The 18958-nt window shown below is 43.8% G+C and carries 18 protein-coding genes; 13 read left to right on the top strand and 5 right to left on the bottom strand.

What is annotated here, in order from left to right:
• The first annotated feature begins 22 nt into the window (after positions 1-22).
• From darB to M9189_RS11020, 13 genes are all read left to right on the top strand, one after another.
• A complete protein-coding gene (gene darB, locus M9189_RS11080; protein ID WP_250723253.1) occupies positions 23-1171 on the top strand; it encodes a dialkylresorcinol biosynthesis protein DarB in 1149 nt (382 codons plus the stop codon).
• 90 nt (positions 1172-1261) lie between these two features.
• On the top strand, positions 1262-1660 hold the full coding sequence (locus M9189_RS11075) for a DarG family dialkylresorcinol biosynthesis protein (protein WP_250723252.1): 399 nt from the start codon (positions 1262-1264) through the stop codon (positions 1658-1660).
• A complete protein-coding gene (gene darH, locus M9189_RS11070; RefSeq protein WP_250723251.1) occupies positions 1660-2682 on the top strand; it encodes a BtrH-related acyltransferase DarH in 1023 nt (340 codons plus the stop codon). The genes M9189_RS11075 and darH overlap by 1 nt, the downstream gene beginning before the upstream one ends.
• A complete protein-coding gene (locus tag M9189_RS11065; protein WP_250723250.1) occupies positions 2675-3427 on the top strand; it encodes an ABC transporter ATP-binding protein in 753 nt (250 codons plus the stop codon). Before darH ends, M9189_RS11065 begins: the two co-directional genes overlap by 8 nt.
• Positions 3420-4688 carry an ABC transporter permease gene (locus M9189_RS11060; RefSeq protein WP_250723249.1) on the top strand — a complete coding sequence of 423 codons (1269 nt, stop codon included), beginning with the start codon at positions 3420-3422 and terminating at the stop codon, positions 4686-4688. Before M9189_RS11065 ends, M9189_RS11060 begins: the two co-directional genes overlap by 8 nt.
• Positions 4689-4698: 10 nt before the next feature.
• Complete coding sequence (locus tag M9189_RS11055) at positions 4699-4962, top strand: phosphopantetheine-binding protein (RefSeq protein ID WP_250723248.1); 264 nt, start codon at positions 4699-4701, stop codon at positions 4960-4962.
• A 24-nt stretch (positions 4963-4986) separates the two neighbouring features.
• Positions 4987-6189 (top strand): beta-ketoacyl-[acyl-carrier-protein] synthase family protein, encoded by a 1203-nt coding sequence (locus tag M9189_RS11050; RefSeq protein ID WP_250723246.1) that lies wholly within the window; start codon positions 4987-4989, stop codon positions 6187-6189.
• A gap of 1 nt (position 6190) precedes the next feature.
• Entirely contained in the window at positions 6191-7228 is a 1038-nt protein-coding gene (locus M9189_RS11045) for a beta-ketoacyl synthase chain length factor (protein WP_250723244.1), read from the top strand.
• A 35-nt stretch (positions 7229-7263) separates the two neighbouring features.
• Complete coding sequence (gene flxA, locus M9189_RS11040; protein WP_250723242.1) at positions 7264-8847, top strand: flexirubin biosynthesis tyrosine ammonia-lyase FlxA; 1584 nt, start codon at positions 7264-7266, stop codon at positions 8845-8847.
• A gap of 24 nt (positions 8848-8871) precedes the next feature.
• On the top strand, positions 8872-9600 hold the full coding sequence (gene flxB / locus M9189_RS11035) for a flexirubin biosynthesis SDR family reductase FlxB (RefSeq protein WP_250723240.1): 729 nt from the start codon (positions 8872-8874) through the stop codon (positions 9598-9600).
• A gap of 260 nt (positions 9601-9860) precedes the next feature.
• Positions 9861-10502 (top strand): hypothetical protein, encoded by a 642-nt coding sequence (locus M9189_RS11030; RefSeq protein WP_250723238.1) that lies wholly within the window; start codon positions 9861-9863, stop codon positions 10500-10502.
• Positions 10503-10521: 19 nt separating this feature from the next.
• The gene (locus tag M9189_RS11025; protein ID WP_250723237.1) at positions 10522-10860 is read left to right on the top strand and encodes a hypothetical protein; all 339 of its coding nucleotides are present in this window, start codon (positions 10522-10524) and stop codon (positions 10858-10860) included.
• A gap of 12 nt (positions 10861-10872) precedes the next feature.
• Entirely contained in the window at positions 10873-13374 is a 2502-nt protein-coding gene (locus M9189_RS11020) for a DUF5686 and carboxypeptidase-like regulatory domain-containing protein (RefSeq protein WP_250723236.1), read from the top strand.
• Positions 13375-13387: 13 nt separating this feature from the next.
• On the opposite strand, the gene M9189_RS11015 is transcribed toward M9189_RS11020, so the two are convergent.
• Genes M9189_RS11015 through nuoK form a run of 5 tightly spaced genes read right to left on the bottom strand, consistent with a single transcriptional unit; the run spans position 13388 to position 18955 of the window.
• The gene (locus tag M9189_RS11015) at positions 13388-13708 is read right to left on the bottom strand and encodes a hypothetical protein (RefSeq protein WP_250723234.1); all 321 of its coding nucleotides are present in this window, start codon (positions 13706-13708) and stop codon (positions 13388-13390) included.
• A gap of 26 nt (positions 13709-13734) precedes the next feature.
• Positions 13735-15147 carry an NADH-quinone oxidoreductase subunit N gene (locus tag M9189_RS11010; protein ID WP_250723232.1) on the bottom strand — a complete coding sequence of 471 codons (1413 nt, stop codon included), beginning with the start codon at positions 15145-15147 and terminating at the stop codon, positions 13735-13737.
• A gap of 47 nt (positions 15148-15194) precedes the next feature.
• A complete protein-coding gene (locus tag M9189_RS11005) occupies positions 15195-16688 on the bottom strand; it encodes a complex I subunit 4 family protein (protein WP_250723231.1) in 1494 nt (497 codons plus the stop codon).
• Positions 16689-16691: 3 nt separating this feature from the next.
• Complete coding sequence (gene nuoL / locus M9189_RS11000) at positions 16692-18611, bottom strand: NADH-quinone oxidoreductase subunit L (RefSeq protein WP_250723229.1); 1920 nt, start codon at positions 18609-18611, stop codon at positions 16692-16694.
• A 26-nt stretch (positions 18612-18637) separates the two neighbouring features.
• On the bottom strand, positions 18638-18955 hold the full coding sequence (nuoK, locus tag M9189_RS10995) for an NADH-quinone oxidoreductase subunit NuoK (protein ID WP_250723228.1): 318 nt from the start codon (positions 18953-18955) through the stop codon (positions 18638-18640).
• Positions 18956-18958 lie beyond the last annotated feature (3 nt).

Genomic DNA, 18958 nt, shown 5'->3' with positions numbered 1-18958 from the left:
AGAAGATACAACTTAGAAAAATATGGCCGACGTCTATATTAACCGTATATCATCCTTCTTCCCAAATGAGGTGGTGCAGAATGACGAGATGGAAGAGTACCTGGGGTATATTGGTGGAGAGAAATCAAAATCAAAGCGAATTGTCCTTAGAAGTAACGGTATAGAGCAGAGATACTATGCATTGGATAAGAATGGCAGGGTAACTCATACCAATGCCGAATTGACAGCGCAGGCCGTTAAGAAGTTGTTTGATGATCCTGCAGAATTAAGGAAAATGGATATGCTGGCATGTGGTACTACCAGTCCTGATGTATTGTTGCCATCTCATGCAGTAATGGTACATGGCTTACTCCCTGAATCCTCAAATATTGAAGTAATATCCAATGCCGGAGCATGTTGTTCGGGTATGCAGGCTTTTAAGCATGCATGGCTTGCAGTAAAAGCCGGTGACAAGCAGTATGCGGTTTGTGCAGGTTCAGAGCGTATTTCTCCTCAAATGAGGGCGTCAGCCTTTGAAGAGGAGATCAAACACCTTGAACGCATTGAAGCCAATCCTTATGTAGCTTTTGAAAAGGACTTTCTGAGATGGATGTTGTCTGATGGTGCAGGTGCTTTCCTGTTGGAGCCTGCTCCACGAAAGGGTGAATTATCACTGAGGGTTGAGTGGGTAGATTTGTGCTCGTTTGCCAATGAACTCGAAACCTGTATGTATATGGGCGGGGAGAAGGATGAGAATGGAAAGATGATTGGTTATAACGACATGCGGCAGGATGAAATATTTAAAAATTCAGTGCTGAGCCTAAAGCAGGATGTTAAGACCCTCAGTAAGTACATTGTTGATAAGGGTTTTACCTTCCTGAAAGGTTTGCTTGAGAGGAAGAATGTGGAAGTCGATTCCATAGATTATTTCCTACCGCATATGTCAAGCTATTTCTTCAAGGATAAAATCTATGATATGTTACAGGCCAACGGTATTGGTATTCCTTACGAAAAGTGGTTCTTTAACCTCAAGACTAAGGGCAATGTCGGAGCCGGTTCTATTTATATTATGCTGGAGGAACTGTTCCACAGCGGCAGGCTAAAAGAAGGAGACAGAATCCTGCTTGCCGTTCCGGAAAGTGCAAGATTTTCTTATGCTTTCTCACTGTTAACAGTGGTAAAACAAAGCTAGGAGTTGATTAGCGTCAGACGTAAAGACTGTGTTCAATTAGCTTAGAGATTGCAGTATGCGATCTTTAACGAAATTTAGTTTGGCAGGACTATGAAGTTGGAAGAATTACCACAAGACCAGAGTGCACTTGTAGGCTATACCCGGGAATTGTACTACGGAAAGGACAAGGACGGGAAGTTCCGAACCGGACTAAGTACTGGTTGGGAGGTGAAGACCTCTGCACTCGAAGTGGCTTGGGATGAGGTTAAGGAGAGTCTGATGGAAGCCGAGGAGCTGGTTAGGTCAGGTAAAAGAAGTCCAATCTACTATCTGATGGTCAAGAAGCTGATGAATATTTCGATACTCAGCGGTTATTCAGGTATGAACCGCCTCAGGGTATGGTGGCATTTGAGGCCGGCTGTGTACAGGCGTTTAAGAGATAAGGTACTGGCAAGATACGCAGAGGCGTTTGATATGAGTGTTGAAGAAATCAGGAATCTGAAACTGTAATGGACAATAACTATCAGCATATTCAGACAGCGCATTGTGAGAACGGTGTAGTAGTAAGATTGTTAAAGACTGCAGGTATCAATATTGACGAACCAATGGCCTTTGGCATTGGTTCGGGACTATTCTATATTCATATCCCTTTTCTGAAGCTAAACAACGCTCCTGCGTTGGCTTTCAGAACTATGCCCGGACGGATATTCAAGCAAAGCTGTAATTTTCTTGGGGTTGAATATAAGTCAAGGAGGTTTTCCAAACCTCAGAATGCCGAAGCCTATCTTGATAAACTTCTTGAGCAGGGATATGATGTGGGTTGTCAGGTAGGTGTATTCAACCTTTCCTACCTTCCAGTAGAATATCGCTTTCACTTCAATGCCCACAATCTGGTGGTTTATGGCAAGGAGGGAGATGAGTACCTAATTAGTGACACCACTATGGAGAAGCCTACAAGACTTGGTGCAACCGAGTTGCTCAAGGCAAGGTATGCTCACGGGCTCTATGCTCCCAAGGGTCACCTATACTATATCAAGGAGAAGGGGCCTGTTAGCGTTAGTGATTATAGGCTCAGAGAAGCTGTAGTTAAAGGAATTAAGAGAAATGTACGTGACATGCTGCATATTCCGGGTAGCTTTGCCGGTGTTAGTGGCATAAAATATACAGGAGATAAGGTACGTAAATGGCGTGATCAGCTGGGGGTAAGAAAGGCAGGACGTTATCTTGGACACATAGTCAGAATGCAGGAAGAAATTGGTACAGGAGGTGGAGGATTCCGCTTTCTGTATGCCGCATTCCTTGAAAGGACTGCGGAGCTTTTTCAGGATGATCAGCTGTTGTCGGTATCTGAAGACTTTGGCAAGGCTGGTGATATGTGGCGCACATCCGCTGTTAAAATGGCTGGAGTGTTCAGAGGTCGTAACACCGGTCAGGAGCACTTTAATGAGATTGCCGGTCTCTTTTATGAGATTTCAGATATAGAAAGCCAGGCTTTTAAGCGACTTTCGCAAATAGTGAAGAAGTATGACTGATCTGCTGATTGACATAGAGAATGTTAGCAAGAAGTACACTGGTGCTGATCGTTACAGTCTTAAGTCGGTAAATCTCAAGATTTACGAAGGCGAGAAGTTTGGCTTCTTTGGGCCCAACGGTGCTGGTAAAACAACCCTTATTTCAATACTATGCCAGATACTTCCCTTTAATGAGGGAAAGGTTACCTATTATTTAGGCAGTAAACCTATTGAATTTCATAGTATAAGGCAGAAGATAGGGTTTGTGCCTCAGGATTTGGCTTTGTACGAAGACCTTACTGCTCGTCAGAATATCAGCTACTTCGGTGCGATGTACAATATGAAGTCAAATGAAGTGCGTAAGCGCTCTGTGGAGCTGTTTGAGCTTCTTGGCCTGTCCGCAGTAGCGGACAGGAAGGTGAGGACCTTTTCGGGTGGGATGAAACGCAGACTCAACCTGATAGCTGGTCTGATACATGAGCCGGCAGTCGTTTTTCTCGATGAACCGACTGTTGGTGTTGATATTCAGAGCAGAAATGCAATGCTTTCGTTTTTGAAGGAGATAAATGGTAAAGGCACATCGTTGATCTATACCTCTCATCATCTTGATGAAGCTGAAAGAATTTGCGATAGAGTAGCAATTATCGATCATGGTGATATTATAGCATCAGGCAGTATACCTCAACTACTTGGGGAGAATGATGTAGAGGATCTCACAGGTCTGCTTATCAAGCTCACAGGCAAAGAGTTTAGAGACAATGTATAAGTTTTGGGAATCCATAAAGAAGGAATACTACCTGCTTGTTAATGACAAGACGGGCTTGACGCTTATGTTTATCATGCCTCTGTTGTTGGTTCTGATAGTCACCGTTATTCAGGACAGTGCTTTCAGGATGGTCAACGACAACATGATAAGCATGCTTGTTGCTAACCATGACAAGGGAGATAAGGGTGAAGAACTTGAAAAGATGCTGGGATCAAGCGGGATGTTTGGTATAACCAATGGCACCTGGGCTCCTGAGGAACTAAATGAGTTGGTAAGGAATGGTGAAGCCCTGACAGGTCTTTATATTCCTGAGAGCTTTTCGGATGAGCTTTCAACAAATACAGAACAACTGAGTAATCTGATACTTGCAAATATGGGTCTGGGAGAAAGCGATGGCAATAGTCTGAGTGGGCCCGGTTCAGTTATCTTCTTTAATGATGCAGCGCTTCAGGAGAATTACGTACTTTCGATAACCAATGTAATACGCACTCATTTGAGTGTGATTGAGGTAAGACAGATGCTCGGCACTATGTATAATCAGCTGGGTGTTGAAGAGATACCTGAAGAGGTTGAGACTGCAATGTTGTCAGGTGGAATACAGATACAGAGATACAGCAGTGCTGAGACCCTGCCGACACCCAACAGTACTCAGCATAATGTGCCTGCATGGACAGTGTTTGCAATGTTTTTTATGGTGATTTCGCTGGGCACCAACCTGGTGCTGGAAAAGGCCGGAGGTAGTTTCCTTCGTCTGAAAGCCATGCCCTCATCAATAGCCATTGTAATGCTTAGCAAGCAGGTGGTCTATGTTTTGGTAGGCGTTCTACAGGTAAGTTTTATCTTTGGTATTGCCTGGCTTGTTTTTCCGTGGTTGGGCCTGCCCCGTCTTACGCTTGCCGAAAGTAATGTCACAGGATTGCTGCTGGTGGTACTGATGAGCTCATTTTCGGCAGTAAGTTATTCGCTGATGCTTGGTGCTATTGCAAGAACCCAGGAGCAGTCAAACGGTTTTGGGGCCATCTCAGTGATAATCTTTGCCGCAATTGGTGGAATATGGGTTCCCTCATTCGTGATGCCTGAGTTTTTAAGGTTGCTTAGTCAACTTTCACCGTTACACTGGTGCCTTGAATCCTTTTATGTACTGTTTTTAAGAGGCGGAGACTGGGCCGGACTGGCCAAGCCGCTTTACATATTACTCATTTTTTCTTTAATTTGTCAGTTTATCTCTTACGTGAAACTGCGTAGGGATCAGTTGATTTAAACCGATGGAAATGGATAGAGAAGCATTAAAAAGCGAACTGAAGGTACACCTTGTGAAGTATCTAAATATTCTGGATCGCAAGCCTGAGGAAATAGGTGACGACATGCCACTATTTGGTGATAGCGGACTTGGTCTGGATTCTATTGACTCACTAGAGCTTATAGTGATGTTGGAGCGTGAGTATGGACTCAAGATAAACAATCCTGCTGACGGCCGTAAGGTTCTGGCTACTATTAATGCCATGGTTGATTATATTATTGAAAACAAAAAGTAACTCTGATCTGACTAAATATATGTAATGCTGGTCTCAGATACTGAAGTATATATAAGCGGTTTTGGTTGCATTACTCCCATCGGCAATAACGGGGACGAGAATCTACAGTCCCTGCGTTTGGGACAATGTGGTATCAGGAAGCCCGTCCTCTTTGAATCCAAATATGCATCTCTGTATTTGTTTGGAGAGGTAAGCCTGTCCAACAGTGAGCTTTGCTCGCTTTTGGGATTTGAGGGAGTCAAGGGGTTGACACGTACAGATCTCCTGGCTTTTAAGGCTTTTGGTGACGCAATACAGGATGCCGGCCTAAGACCCGAGGATATATCTTCCTACGATACTGCTTTTGTATCTGCAAGCACGGTTGGAGGGATGTGTCTGACCGATCAGCTATACAGGGACTCCAACCTGCAGTCCGACAATGGGGAATTTCTAAACTCATACAGTTGCTGGGCTCATGCTACCAGAATAGCCGGGCATTACAGGATCAGAGGTCTTGTGGATGCAATCAATACGGCCTGTTCTTCATCTGCCAACGCTATTATGCATGGTGCAAGGCTGATTAAGACCGGAAGGGCAAAGAGGGCAATTGTAGGAGGTGTCGATGCTCTGTCAAAATATACTGTCAACGGTTTCAATTCTCTGCAGATACTCTCACAAGGCTACTGCAAACCTTTTGATGCAGATCGTGACGGATTAAATCTTGGAGAAGGAGCCTGTTATCTCGTTCTTGAATCACGTGAAAGCCTGGGCGACAGAAAGCCTTTAGCTGTTGTAGCAGGTTATGGGAATGCAAATGATGCATATCATACCTCTTCGCTTTCTGATAATGCCATTGGAATACTCAGGGCTATGCAGAATGCAGTATTATCAGCAGGAATTGATCCGGAACAGATTGCTTACGTGAATGCACATGGTACCGGAACTGATAACAATGACAAGGTTGAGAGTGAGGGCTTCCGCAGATTCTTCAAGAGGATTCCTCCTTTTAGTTCCACAAAATCTTATACAGGTCATACTCTTGGCGCGGCAGGCGCCATAGAGGCTGTATATTCTGTATTTGCCCTGATGTACGGAGAACTTTATCCCAACCTTAACTTTGGCAAGCCTGAGGGTCCTAATGGTCTGGTTCCGGTACTGAAGACAACCAAAGCAGATCTATGCTATGTGATGTCCAATTCATACGGGTTCAGTGGAAACTGTACCTCACTGATATTTAAAAGGCTCTGATATGTATATACTTGATTCCATAGCCATATCGCCTCAGAATACCTGGGAAGGTTATCCTGATACGCTCAGGATTATTGAGGGTAATAAGTATTTTGCTTCCGAGCCATCCTATGAAGGTCTTATTCCTGCATCTCAGTTGAGAAGGATGGGCAAGGCCCTTAGGATGGGTATTGCCTGTGGAGTCCAGCTTCTTAAACGAAATGCTGAGGTTGACGGAATTATTATAGGGACCTCGGAAGGAGGACTCGAAGGATGTATTAGCTTCCTGAATCAGATAGTAGACTATGACGAGGGTACCCTGACACCAACAAACTTTGTACAAAGTACCCCTAATGCCGTGGCAGGACATCTGGCTCTGGTCTTTGGCAATAGTGGATACAATATAACCCATGTCAGTGGTGGTCTGTCTTTTGAAAATGCCCTGATAGATGCAAAGATGCTGTTTGAGGAGGGTAAGGCAGAAAGCCTGCTTGTAGGTAACGTTGAAGAGATATCAGATTATAATTATAACATTGGTTTGGCTGCTGGACGCTATAAGTTGGCTGAAACCAGGAGTGACCAACTCCTTGGTTCGGTAACACCCGGATCTGTTGCAGGAGAAGGATCTGCAATGTTTGTTTTCAGCAAACAAGGTGGATCTGGTGATGTAAGAGTCCTTGATGTGGCCGGTCTTACAAATGTCGGAGAAAGTGAATTGCATGAATACATTTGTTCTTTTTTAGGGAAGAACGGTCTTGAAGCCGATAAAGTTGATGCTCTGGTTGCCGGTTTTAGCGGAGATGCAGGAAGTGATTATTATTATAGTAATCTTCATTCAAAGCTTTTCCCATCAAGCAATCTTTACAGTTTTAAGAATGCAGTAGGAGAATATCCCACCGTGACAGGCTATGCCCTCAAGATGACGGTAGATCTGTTGAAGGGTGTCAACTTGCCAGAAGGACAATTGCTTAAACAGGGCAGGAAAGAAGTTAAAAGGGTACTTATATACAATTATTTCAGGGGAATTCAGCATTCATTGATGCTGGTTGTCAGGGAATGAGATGGAAGGTCCATAATTAATTAAATCTAAATACGATGTTGATTTCGAATCATTTCAGCCCCAATAAAACAAGGGAAGCGATTACTATTACCCCATCAAGGGATTTGACTGTAGAAGACTTTGAGCAGGTAGTGCTCAAAGGTGCTACAGTAGAGATTAGTCCTGAAAGCCTAAAAGATGTAGAAGCTTCCTACGATTTTCTGTGTGAATTTGCAAAACACAAAGTCATCTATGGGGTAAACACAGGCTTTGGCCCCATGGCACAGTACAGAGTAGAAGATAATTGTGTTAAGGATTTGCAATACAACCTGATACGCAGTCATGCTGCCGGTACCGGTGAGAAAATTGATGACAGGAGTGTAAAAGCTGCAATGCTAGTACGTCTGAGTGCCATCTCAAAGGGTTATTCGGGTATTCATCCCTCCACCATACTCTTGCTCAAGGACATGATCAACAAGGATATTATTCCAGTGATACCAAGGCATGGTGGTGTTGGAGCCAGTGGTGACCTGGTTCAGTTATCCCACCTTGCACTTGCAATGATTGGTGAGGGTAAGGTTTCCTTTAAGGGAGAAATCAGGAATACAGCCGATGTTTTCAGGGAAGAAGGACTTAAACCAATAGAGGTAAAGACCCGTGAAGGGCTGTCTCTTATCAATGGGACGTCAGTAATGACAGGTATTGGTGCGATAAATGCTCTTAAGTCCAGGCAACTTCTTGAATGGTGTATCTGTTCATCTGCCATGATGAACGAGATAGTAGGAGCTTTTGACGATTACTTCTCTAAAGAACTCAATGGTGTTAAGAAGCACCATGGCCAGATGTATATTGCTGATGAGATGAGCAGGGTACTCAGGTCAAGCAAACTGATTGCTCGGCGTGAGGAGCACTTTTACAATGGTAACGGACACCAACAGGAGAAGGAATTTGACAGAAAGGTTCAGGAGTATTATTCGCTCCGCTGTGTAACACAGATTCTTGGGCCAGTATATGAAGCCATTGAGAATGCAATAAGGATTGTCGAAAATGAGGTTAACTCCGTTAGTGACAATCCGGTAATTGACTATAAGAACAGGAATGTGTTCCATGGAGGCAACTTCCATGGCGATTATATATCACTTGAGATGGACAAGCTCAAACTGGCCGTGACGAGGATGTCAATGCTGTCTGAGCGTCAGTTGGCCTTCCTGTTTAACCCAAATCTGAACAAGCTGTTGCCGCCCTTCATAAACTTCGGTACACTTGGTCTGAACCTTGGAATGCAGGGCATACAGTTTACCGCCACGTCAACAACTGCAGAAAATCAGATGCTTTCAAATTCAATGTATGTTCACAGCATACCTACCAACAATGACAATCAGGATATCGTAAGCATGGGGACCAACTCAGCATTGATAGCAAAGACAGTAATTGACAACGCATATCAGGTACAGGCAATTCACATGCTTGCTCTTGTTCAGGCTATTGACTACCTGCAGATAGCAGACAAACTGTCTGATAGCACCAGACATACATATAAGGCAATCAGGTCAATAGTTCCGGTTTTTGTAGAGGACAAGCCCAAGTATGAAGAACTGGCCTTGATTTGTGATTATATCTACAACAACAGATTTGAGTAAACGATACGGGATAATTCCAATTATATGAAATACGCTTTAGTAACTGGGGGATCAAGAGGTATAGGCAGGGCTGTTTGTGTTCAGCTGGCTGCTGAAGGTTATCATGTAGTGATTAATTACCGCTCAAATGATGCAGAGGCAGAAGCGACTCTGGCTCAGATCACTGGGGCAGGAGGAAGTGCCGAACTGCTTAAGTTTGATGTCAGCAACAATGATGAGGTGAATGCAGTGCTGGGAGGATGGCTGACTGCCAATCCCGACAAGCACATAGAGGTGCTTGTCAATAATGCCGGAATAGTACGCGACAACCTGATGGTTTTTATGCCGGCAGAGGACTGGAGTGCAGTTCTTTCGACGAATCTCAACAGCTTCTTTTTTGTTACAAAAGTTCTGCTTCAACCCATGCTTATCAGGCGCAGAGGTAGTATAATAAACATGGTCTCCTTATCGGGACAGAAAGGTCAGCCGGGTCAGGTCAACTACGCAGCGTCTAAAGGTGGTGTTATAGCAGCTACCAAGTCACTGGCTGCAGAAGTTGGTAAACGTGGAGTAAGGGTAAATGCAGTTGCTCCTGGATTTATCACTACAGAGATGACCGAGAACCTGAATGAAGCTGAACTGAAGGCTACTGTTCCTCTTAATCGCTTTGGAAAACCTGAGGAGGTTGCAGAAGTAGTTTGCTTCCTTGCTGGACCAAAGGCATCCTATATCACAGGGGAGGTTATTTCTGTAAACGGAGGGATTTTTAGCTAGCAAACAAGGTCTATGAGACAATGGGTGCGTCAATAATAAAAACCGCATCTCAGAGGTCTAAAATAATGGCATCAAGCCTCCCCGGCCGGGGAGGCTTTTTTATTGATATATGCAAAGCCAGAAGCAGGCTTTCTAATTTGTAGGAAATATCCAGGAGTCTATTGGATAGGGGTATCAGAGGTTGGACTTGATTTTGTGGTTTGTACTACCGTATATTTAGGCGAATCGAATTCCAATAAGAACCATAAAAAAGTTGAGACATGAAAAAGCTGATATTTTTTTCCTTGCTTCTGCTTGCCGGTCACACTTTGTCGGCACAGAAAACAATCAAAGACGTGTTTTCATCAGGCGAGGTGATATGGTACGGCCTTGATTTCTCCTATGCCCGTTTTAATTCTATTTATGGAGTTGAACCCGGATCGGGTGAGGATATCCGTGATAACCTGATCCCTGCGTGGAACAAACTGATACTTGTTGAGCCGCGTAAGTATGATATGGGGACTACATTCAGCAAGGGACCGGTAAAAAACAATATCCAACCGGTGACTGAGATTAATAGCAAGATTGATGCTTCTCAGATAATAGTCGAGAGTTCCTATAAGTTTGATAATCCTGAGGAAGTGATTGCGTCTGCGGTAAGGCGTTATCAGGGCGGGGAATATGATAGCGGACTTGGCCTCGTATTTGTAATAGAGAGTTTTGACAAACCTGCACTGGAGGCGTCGCTGTATATTGTATTCTTTGACATTGCAAGCAGGGAAGTGTTGCTTGCCGAACGTATGGTAGGTGTGCCAGTAGGTTTTGGACTAAGAAATCATTGGGCCGGTGGAATTTATGCGGTTCTGAAACAGATACAAAAGACTGAATACAAAGCATGGCAGAAGAAGTACAAAACAAGTTGAACCTTAATAAACTTATAACATGAAAAGCTCATTAGTAACATTAGTTATGGTGATGGTCGGACTTGTAGCCTATGCTCATCCTCCCAAGAGTGTGGGTCTCAGCTACGATGCCGAGAGCGGAGTCCTATCTATTGATGCTGCCCATTCAGTAAAGGATGTGGCAAGCCACTATGTTGATCAGGTGGAGATATTGCTCAACGGGGAACAAAAGGAATTATTAAAGGCCGAAAAGCAAGGTGACAGTGATCATGCTATCTTTACCTATGAGATAGGTTCACTACAGGCTGGGGATGTTGTTGAGGTAGTTGCCCACTGTAACAAGGTAGGCAAGCGTTCGGCCAAACTGGTAATTGAATAGAATCGGAGAAAATTGCTAAGGATACTGCCCGTACTGATCCTGCTGTCAGGGTTTATGCCAATTACAGCACAAAGGACCATTGTTCAGGGGCGGGTTATTGATGCCCAGACTTCAGAGCCCCTTGCATTTGCAAATGTGTATTTCAAAGGTACGCATGTGGGGACAGTTACCGATTTTGAAGGGCATTATTCTCTGGAGACCGACCATCCAGGCGATAGTCTTGCTGTTTCAGTCCTTGGCTACAGAGAGGAAAGAAAAGTAATTGAAAAGGGCAGGGTACAGGTGTTGAATTTCAGCCTCTATGCTTCTTCCCTTGCTCTTTCAGAAGTTGTCGTTGTGCCGGGAGAGAACCCGGCACACGAACTTTTGCGAAAGGTGTGGGCAAACAGGGACAAGAACAATATTGAGCGTTTGGATCAATACAGTCTTGAAGCCTATGCCAAGACAGAGGTCTATCTTCGTACTCTTGGTAAAGAACCCAGGGATATTGATAGCACAAGTATTTTTGCCCGGCTTTCAATAAGGGCGGAGGAAGGATCGGAACCGGCTCTGCCGATTTACATGAATGAGGCAAGTTCGGATGTTCATTACCTTCGCTATCCAAAGCGTGAAAAGGTTCTTGTCAAGGCCTCACGTTCAACCAGTCTCTTTGATGCAGAAGAGATTTCTATGCTAACAGGTTTATTCCAGAAGGCCGCCAGCTTCAACTTCTACGACAACTACGTAAGGCTACTTGAGAGGAATTTTGTCTCTCCGGTTTCAACAGCCGGCCTCTTCTACTATAAGTACTACCTTGTCGATTCCCTCGATATTGACGGACGTTACTGTTATGAACTTAGGGTTGTACCCAAGCGTAGCGGGGATCTGACATTTAATGGAACGGTCTGGATTAACGACACAACCTTTGCTGTAAAAAGGCTTGCTCTGGAGCTTGGAAAGGATGCCAATATCAACTTTATCGACAGGATAAGAATAAGGCAGGATATGGAACCTGTTGAGGGAGGTGCCTGGTTGCCTGTCAAGACCCGCGTCCTCGTGGACGCGGTCAATATCTTTTTGAGCAACTATGTTGAGAAAAGCAGTTTTGAGCAGACTTCTTATCCAGTGAAGTTTTTTGATACCGAACTCGAGGTATTACCGGAAGCAGAATATTATAGTGATGAGGACTGGGAGAGGATCAGACCACGACAGCTTGACAGACATGACCTGGCTACTATCAGTTCGATTGAGTCTCTCAGAGAGAACAAATGGATGCGTACCTGGGGGATGTTTCTTACTATGGCTGTAAAAGGTTATTACAATGTTGGATATTTTGATCTGGGACCGTGGTTATTACTGTATAACTACAACGATGTGGAAGGGCACCGTTTCAGGGTTGGAGGCAGGACTACACCCGGGTTTGACCGAGACTGGGTGCTGAGTGGCTATGCTGCTTATGGTACGGAAGATAAACATCTGAAATATGAGTTGAACGTAGAGCGCTTTTTGGCAAGGAGGAGCTGGACAAAGCTTGGCGTGCAATACCGCTATGATGTTGAGAGGATGGGAGCCGAGGACGTGTTTTACAGTCAGAGCAGTTTTGGTTCCTTTGCGTCATCCTTCGGTGGTACAGATAAAATGATGTACACAAGGATAGCGAGAGCATGGTTTGAGACAGACTTGTTCAAGAACTTTACCCAGAAACTGGTGTTTATGAACAAGACCTATACTCCTGCATCGCCTGATCTGAATTTTGCATATTACACAGATGAGGCACGTAGCCGGCTGTCGTCAGATATGTCAGTTAGTGAAGTCAACCTTACTTCTATATATCAACCCAGGGCCAGCTTTATAGTGGATAAAAACAATCGCTTCCCTGTATCTCTGTCAAATGCTCCTGTCTATACGCTGTCTTATACCTATGGTTTTAAGGGCGTGTTTGGAAGTGATTTCCAATATCATAAGCTGATGCTAGGTATTAGGCAGAACATACTGCTGGGAAGCGTTGGAAGCTTATCATACAATGCTGCATGGAACAAAGTCTACTCACCTTTGCCCTATCCCCTGTTAACTCTTTTTCATGCAAATGAGTCCTGGTTTAGAACAGCCAATACCTTTAATATGATAGATTATGGGGAGTTTGTTGCTGACAATGCGGCAACACTATTCCTTACCTTCAGGCAGGATGGTTTTATACTTGACCGTCTACCATTGATTAAAAAATTGAGATGGCGTTCTGTTGCCACTGCTTCGGTTGCGTGGGGAAGTTTCGATGAGGCCCGCAACGGTTTCTATGACCCACTTACTAATCCCGGAGGTATATTGCCTCGATATAAGGATGATGGAACTCCTTTTTCAGGTTTCCGAACACTAAGCTGGGATAAGCCTTATATGGAAGTGTCCTATGGTATTGAAAATATCTTTAGTTTCTTCAGAGTAGAAGCATTTCACCGGCTTTCATATCTGCAGCCTGATTCCGAGGGTGACGACCCTCGGAAGTTTGGTATAAAGCTGAGCGCAGTCTTCCGGTTTTAGTTACCCTTCCATACTACTTTTTCCCCCAGTATTGCACTTCATCAATAGTCTCGGTGTCGGACAACTGCAACCAATAAGCAGGAGTAACCTTATGTCCTGTAAAACTTCTTAAACGACGTTTGTATACATCAATAACAGGATTGAAGAGCAGGTCGGTTACCCCTAAAGTTATTTTACCCTCCGCATCAACACTCTTTTCCACAGCATAACCGTTGTGAAGTAGTAACCTGGTCAGGAAGTCGGCACGACTTTCATCAATGTTCTGTTCAACGATCACGCATCTTAGGCCGTTTATCTCTTCAATCTGCGGCTTTACTTTATTCAGAGACTTCATGTAATTATATTGTTGCAAGGTCTTGATTAACTAACGCTTAGAATATATTCGAATATAGCACTAACAAAACCGGTAATGAAAATTCCGAGTACACAAAGAATCAGACATATGCGCATATACCAATCCGATTTGAAAAAGGGTATCGGTGCGTCATTCTTTTCAATAAACATAGCACGCACCGGGCGCAGATAATAATACAATGATATAGTTGCATTAATGACGGCTATAAATACCAACCAGTAATAACCTTGTGATGCAGCTGCATTAAACAGGAAGAGCTTACCAAAGAAACCGGCTACAGGAGGGATTCCGGCTAATGAAAAGAGAGCCAGCATCAGGATTAGGGAGAGTTGCTTGTTGGTTTTATATAACCCATTGTAATCAGAAATATTTTCTTTCCCAGTAGCGTCATCAATAGCGGCAACAACTGAAAAGGCGGCTATATTGGTAAATACATATGCAGTTAAAAAGAACAGCACGGTTCCCATTCCCAGTTGTCCTTCTCCTAGAACACCCAACAGGATAAAACCTGCCTGTGCAATACTTGAAAAGGCCAGAAATCTTTTCATATTTTCCTGACGAAGGGCAAAGAGATTACCTATGGTCATGGTCAGGAATGCCAATACAACAAGCAACTGACGCCAGATCTCTGATGCACTTCCAAAGACATTGTAAAGAACCCAGGTTAAGACAAAGAGTGCAGCTCCTTTGGATACAACAGACAGGTAGGATGTTACGGCAACAGGAGCACCCTCATATACGTCGGCCGCCCATAGGTGAAAAGGCACTAATGAGATTTTGAAGGCAAAACCAGACAGGATGAAGGTCATGCCCAACATAGACATTGCATCTGGCTGGAATGACAGGGCTATATCATCAAAGTAGACTGATCCGGAGACTGCATAAATAAATGTTATTCCCATTAGCATTAATGCAGTTGAGAATGCAGATGAATAAATCAGCTTGATACCGGCCTCGGCAGATACCCTTTTGTATTTGTCAAAGGCAGCCAAAGCACATACCGGCATTGTAGCGAGTTCCAGACCTAGATAAAGCATAATAAAATCACCTGCTGATACCATGTACGACATACCAATAAGACTGGCAAATATCAGTATGAAGAACTCGGTAATCTTATCATGGTTGGCTGCTGCCTTTATCCATCTGTTGGATTGCAACAGTACCAGTATAGTAGCAATATCCATTATCAGTTTGACCACCGTACGCAATGAATCGGCTACATACATTCCGCCAAATATCCTGCCTTCAGCAGGGAATGCTATTGTAAGTGCCATTGTGATAAACAGCAAAGCGATCGCTATGGGTACCACTATGCCCTTGTTTTTGTCAGATACAAGAAGCTCTGTCACTATTATCACCACAGCAGCTATTACCAGCATGAGCTCGTGTCCCATCAAAAGGAGTTGTTGAAATGTCATCGTGCTTATATCTTAAATGTCCTTATATTCAGTTAATCGACAAAGTGTTATAATGCTGCAGCAAGTTTTTGGGCTATTGGAGCCAGACTGTCAAATATCAGCTGGTACAGCCACTGAGGGTAGATACCTACACCGGCAACAGAAACTAACAGAAGCAAGGTGCTAAGACGTTCATACCATCTGGCATCCTTTAGCTGCATGAAAGCCTCATTTTTGACTGGTCCCAGAAGCAATGTGCCAACCACACGTAGAATGTACACTGCAGTTACCACAATAGCTGAGATTGCAAAAATTGTAGCAATACGATGGAAGAGATCCACATGCTGAAATGCACCAACAAAGATTGTCATTTCTGCAGCAAAACCACTTAAACCTGGAAGTCCCAGTGAAGCAAAGCCTGCAATCATATATACAACCGCAAGGAAGGGTATTACCTTCATCAGGCCACCCATCTCGAATACCTGACGGGTATGAGTACGAGAGTATATCATACCAATAAGTGCAAAGAAAAGTGCTGTCATCAATCCATGCGATATCATCTGTAAGATAGCCCCATCCATTGCTGTCTGATTCAACATCAACAGTCCGAATATCACCAGACCACAGTGGCTCACTGATGAATATGCATTAATATATTTCAGGTCTTTCTGCCATATTGCTCCAAAGGCTCCATATACAACACTGATACTAGTAAGTACTATGAAAATCCAGGCCTGTTCCTGTGCTGCCTGAGGCATCAGGTACATCGCCACACGGAATATACCATAGCCTCCCAGCTTCATCAATACCCCGGCATGTAACATGGAAACAGCGGTAGGTGCTGATGCGTGACCATCGGGTGACCATGTGTGGAAAGGGAAAAGAGCACCTAGTACGCCAAAGCCTAAAAAGGCAAAGGGGAAGAAGAAGCGCTGCGCAGCTTCAGACATTGGATACTTGCCCAGCTCAAGCAGGTTAAATGTAGGTTCAGGAGCTCCGGAAGAGTGGTAGATACCAAATAGTGCGACAATTATGAATGCAGAACCTCCCATAAGCATCAAGGTCAGCTTCATTGCTGAATACTCCTTACGACCTGTTCCCCAAATGCCAATCAGGATATACATCGGAATCACGGCTAACTCGTAGTAGAGAAACATTGTGAATATGTCCAATGAAATGAAAAAGCCAAAGACACCAGTTGCCAATATAATTAAGGAAACAAAAAACTCCTTTTGCAGATATTCAATCTCCCATGAGGCAAAGACCCCCGCAAACATAACAATTGCAGTAAGCAGTATCATGGCGCAGGAAATACCATCAACACCTATAGCATAGGTTATATTGAGGGATGGATACCAATTATAGGTGTCCATAAGTACCATTTCGGATGTGTCACCCGATTGGCGAATGCCCATATATACCAGTAATACGGTAATAGCTGTCAATAATTGAAAAAACATTCCCACGGCGGTAGCCCAGCGTACCGCCTTCATGCTTTTTACACAGAGGACACTCACGGTAGTGAGTAGTGGAATGATAATTAAAAGATGAAGTATGTTCATTTTTTATTCCGCTAACAAATACAATACAATCAATAATAAGCCTATTGCTCCGCCAATAAAGCTGGCTGCATACATCTGAAGTTGTCCGGACTGAATCCCCTTGATGCGGTCAGATGCATAGTTGGTTATCCACGCTAGACCATCCATTGAAGCATCAATCACATTGCGGTCAAACCATGCAATGGGACGTGATACCAGGTTGAACAGAATCTTTTTGGTTACAAACAGATACAATTCATCAAAGTAAAACTTGTTTAAAGCCGCAGTATAAAAACGTCCTGCCCTTGCAGCCAAACGATCGGGCAGGTCGCTCTTATGCTTGTATAAGACCCATGCCAGGGCTATGCCCACCAGTCCTATAAAGACTGATGAACCAGCAATATAGGGGTTGATATGCAATGACAAGGGTAGCTTATCGGCAGTAATGAATTTGCCGAATGGCAAATAACCTGAGGAAATAGAAGCAAAGGCCAGGATCATCAATGGAATAGTCATTATCAATGGCGATTCATGTGGAGTGTGATGATATTCCCTGTCTTCTCCCCAGAAGATGTTGAAGTACAGACGGAACATATAGAATGCCGTAAGACCTGCTACAAAGAATCCAATCACAAACAAAGGCATATTGTGTTCGAATGTAGCAGCAAGTATTTCATCCTTGCTGTAGAAGCCTGATAGGAAAGGCATACCGGCAATTGTGAGACAGGCTATAAGGAATGTGATGCGGGTAATTGGCATAAACTTACGCAGACCACCCATATCTGTCATATTGTTGCTATGTACTGCATGTATTACGGAACCAGCACCCAGAAACAACAGGGCTTTGAACATGGCGTGGGTAAAGAGGTGAAACATAGATGCCATATAGCCTACACCCTCTTCGCCCGCGTAACCGGAAACACCCAATGACATCATCATATATCCTATCTGTGACAAGGTGGAAAAGGCCAGTACCCGTTTTATATCTATTTGAGTAATTGCAATAATTGCAGCTACCAAGGAAGTGATTCCTCCTATCCAGGCTATAAGTGTCTGGACATCTACTGCAAAGAGGTGGTACACAACAAACAAGCGGGCTACCAGATAGACACCGGCAACAACCATTGTTGCAGCATGGATTAAGGCAGATACAGGAGTGGGACCTTCCATTGCATCGGGTAGCCAGATGTGGAATGGCATCATAGCCGATTTTCCGGCACCACCGATAAATATCAGAAACATAGCCCAGGATACAACAGATATCCCCATAAAGGATATGCCAGTGATAGATGCAATTGGTGATGTTTCAGGATTTGTTAGAATTCCAAAATCGAAAGTTCCCGTATAGTATGAAATAATCAGGATCCCGATTAAGAATCCAAAATCGGCAAACCTTGTTACAATAAAGGCTTTTTTGGCCGCAGCTACTGCTGACGGCTTCTGGTAGTAAAAGCCGATAAGCAGGAATGAGGACAAACCAACAAGTTCCCAGAAAATGTACATCTGGAATATATTGGTTGCCAACACAAGTCCCAGCATTGAGAAAGTGAACAATGAAAGAAAGGCATAGAAGCGTTGGAAACCAGGCTCGCCTTTCATGTAACCCAGACTATAGATGTGAACCATGAGCGAAACCGTGCTGATTACTACCAGCATCATTGCAGATATGGGATCAAGCAGTATGCCCATGCTGATTACAAGCGTCTCACTAAAGGCCAGCCATGTGAAGTTGTAAGGGATTAAAGTCTGCATGGTCTCAGCACTTTCCCCACCCCAGAAATAATGAATGGCGGTTAAATACGAAAGCAGGGTTACAATACCCAGACCTGCTGTACCGAGAATACCGGCCAGACTAGGTTTTAGCTTGTGCCCCAATATTCCAAGGAATAAAAATATCGCTAAGGGAATAACCGGTATCCACAATGTATAATCGTACGATTGCATGGTATCAATATTTTATCAGTTCTTTACTAGAATCTCATATCTGCCACCTGGTCTACATCGATAGTGCGAAACTTCCTGTAAATATGAATGACAAGAGCTATCACCAATGATGCCTCCGCAGCAGCTATGGCAACTACGAAGATTGCAAAGAAATGTCCGTGTAACTGATCTGGGTACAGATAGCGGTTAATTGCAAGGAAGTTGATGTTTACTGCATTCAGCATTAACTCGATAGACATAAGGATGGTGATTAGATTCCGACGGATAATAAATCCGGCCACACCAATAAAAAACATCAGTGTTCCTAATATCAACCAATAATGAAGTGGTATAGTATGTAACATGAT

The sequence above is a fragment of the Xiashengella succiniciproducens genome (genome assembly GCF_023674465.1).
GTDB lineage: Bacteria > Bacteroidota > Bacteroidia > Bacteroidales > Marinilabiliaceae > Geofilum > Geofilum succiniciproducens.
The sequence above is the reverse complement of the archived record's forward strand: the minus strand, read 5'-3'. Positions and strand labels throughout refer to the sequence as shown.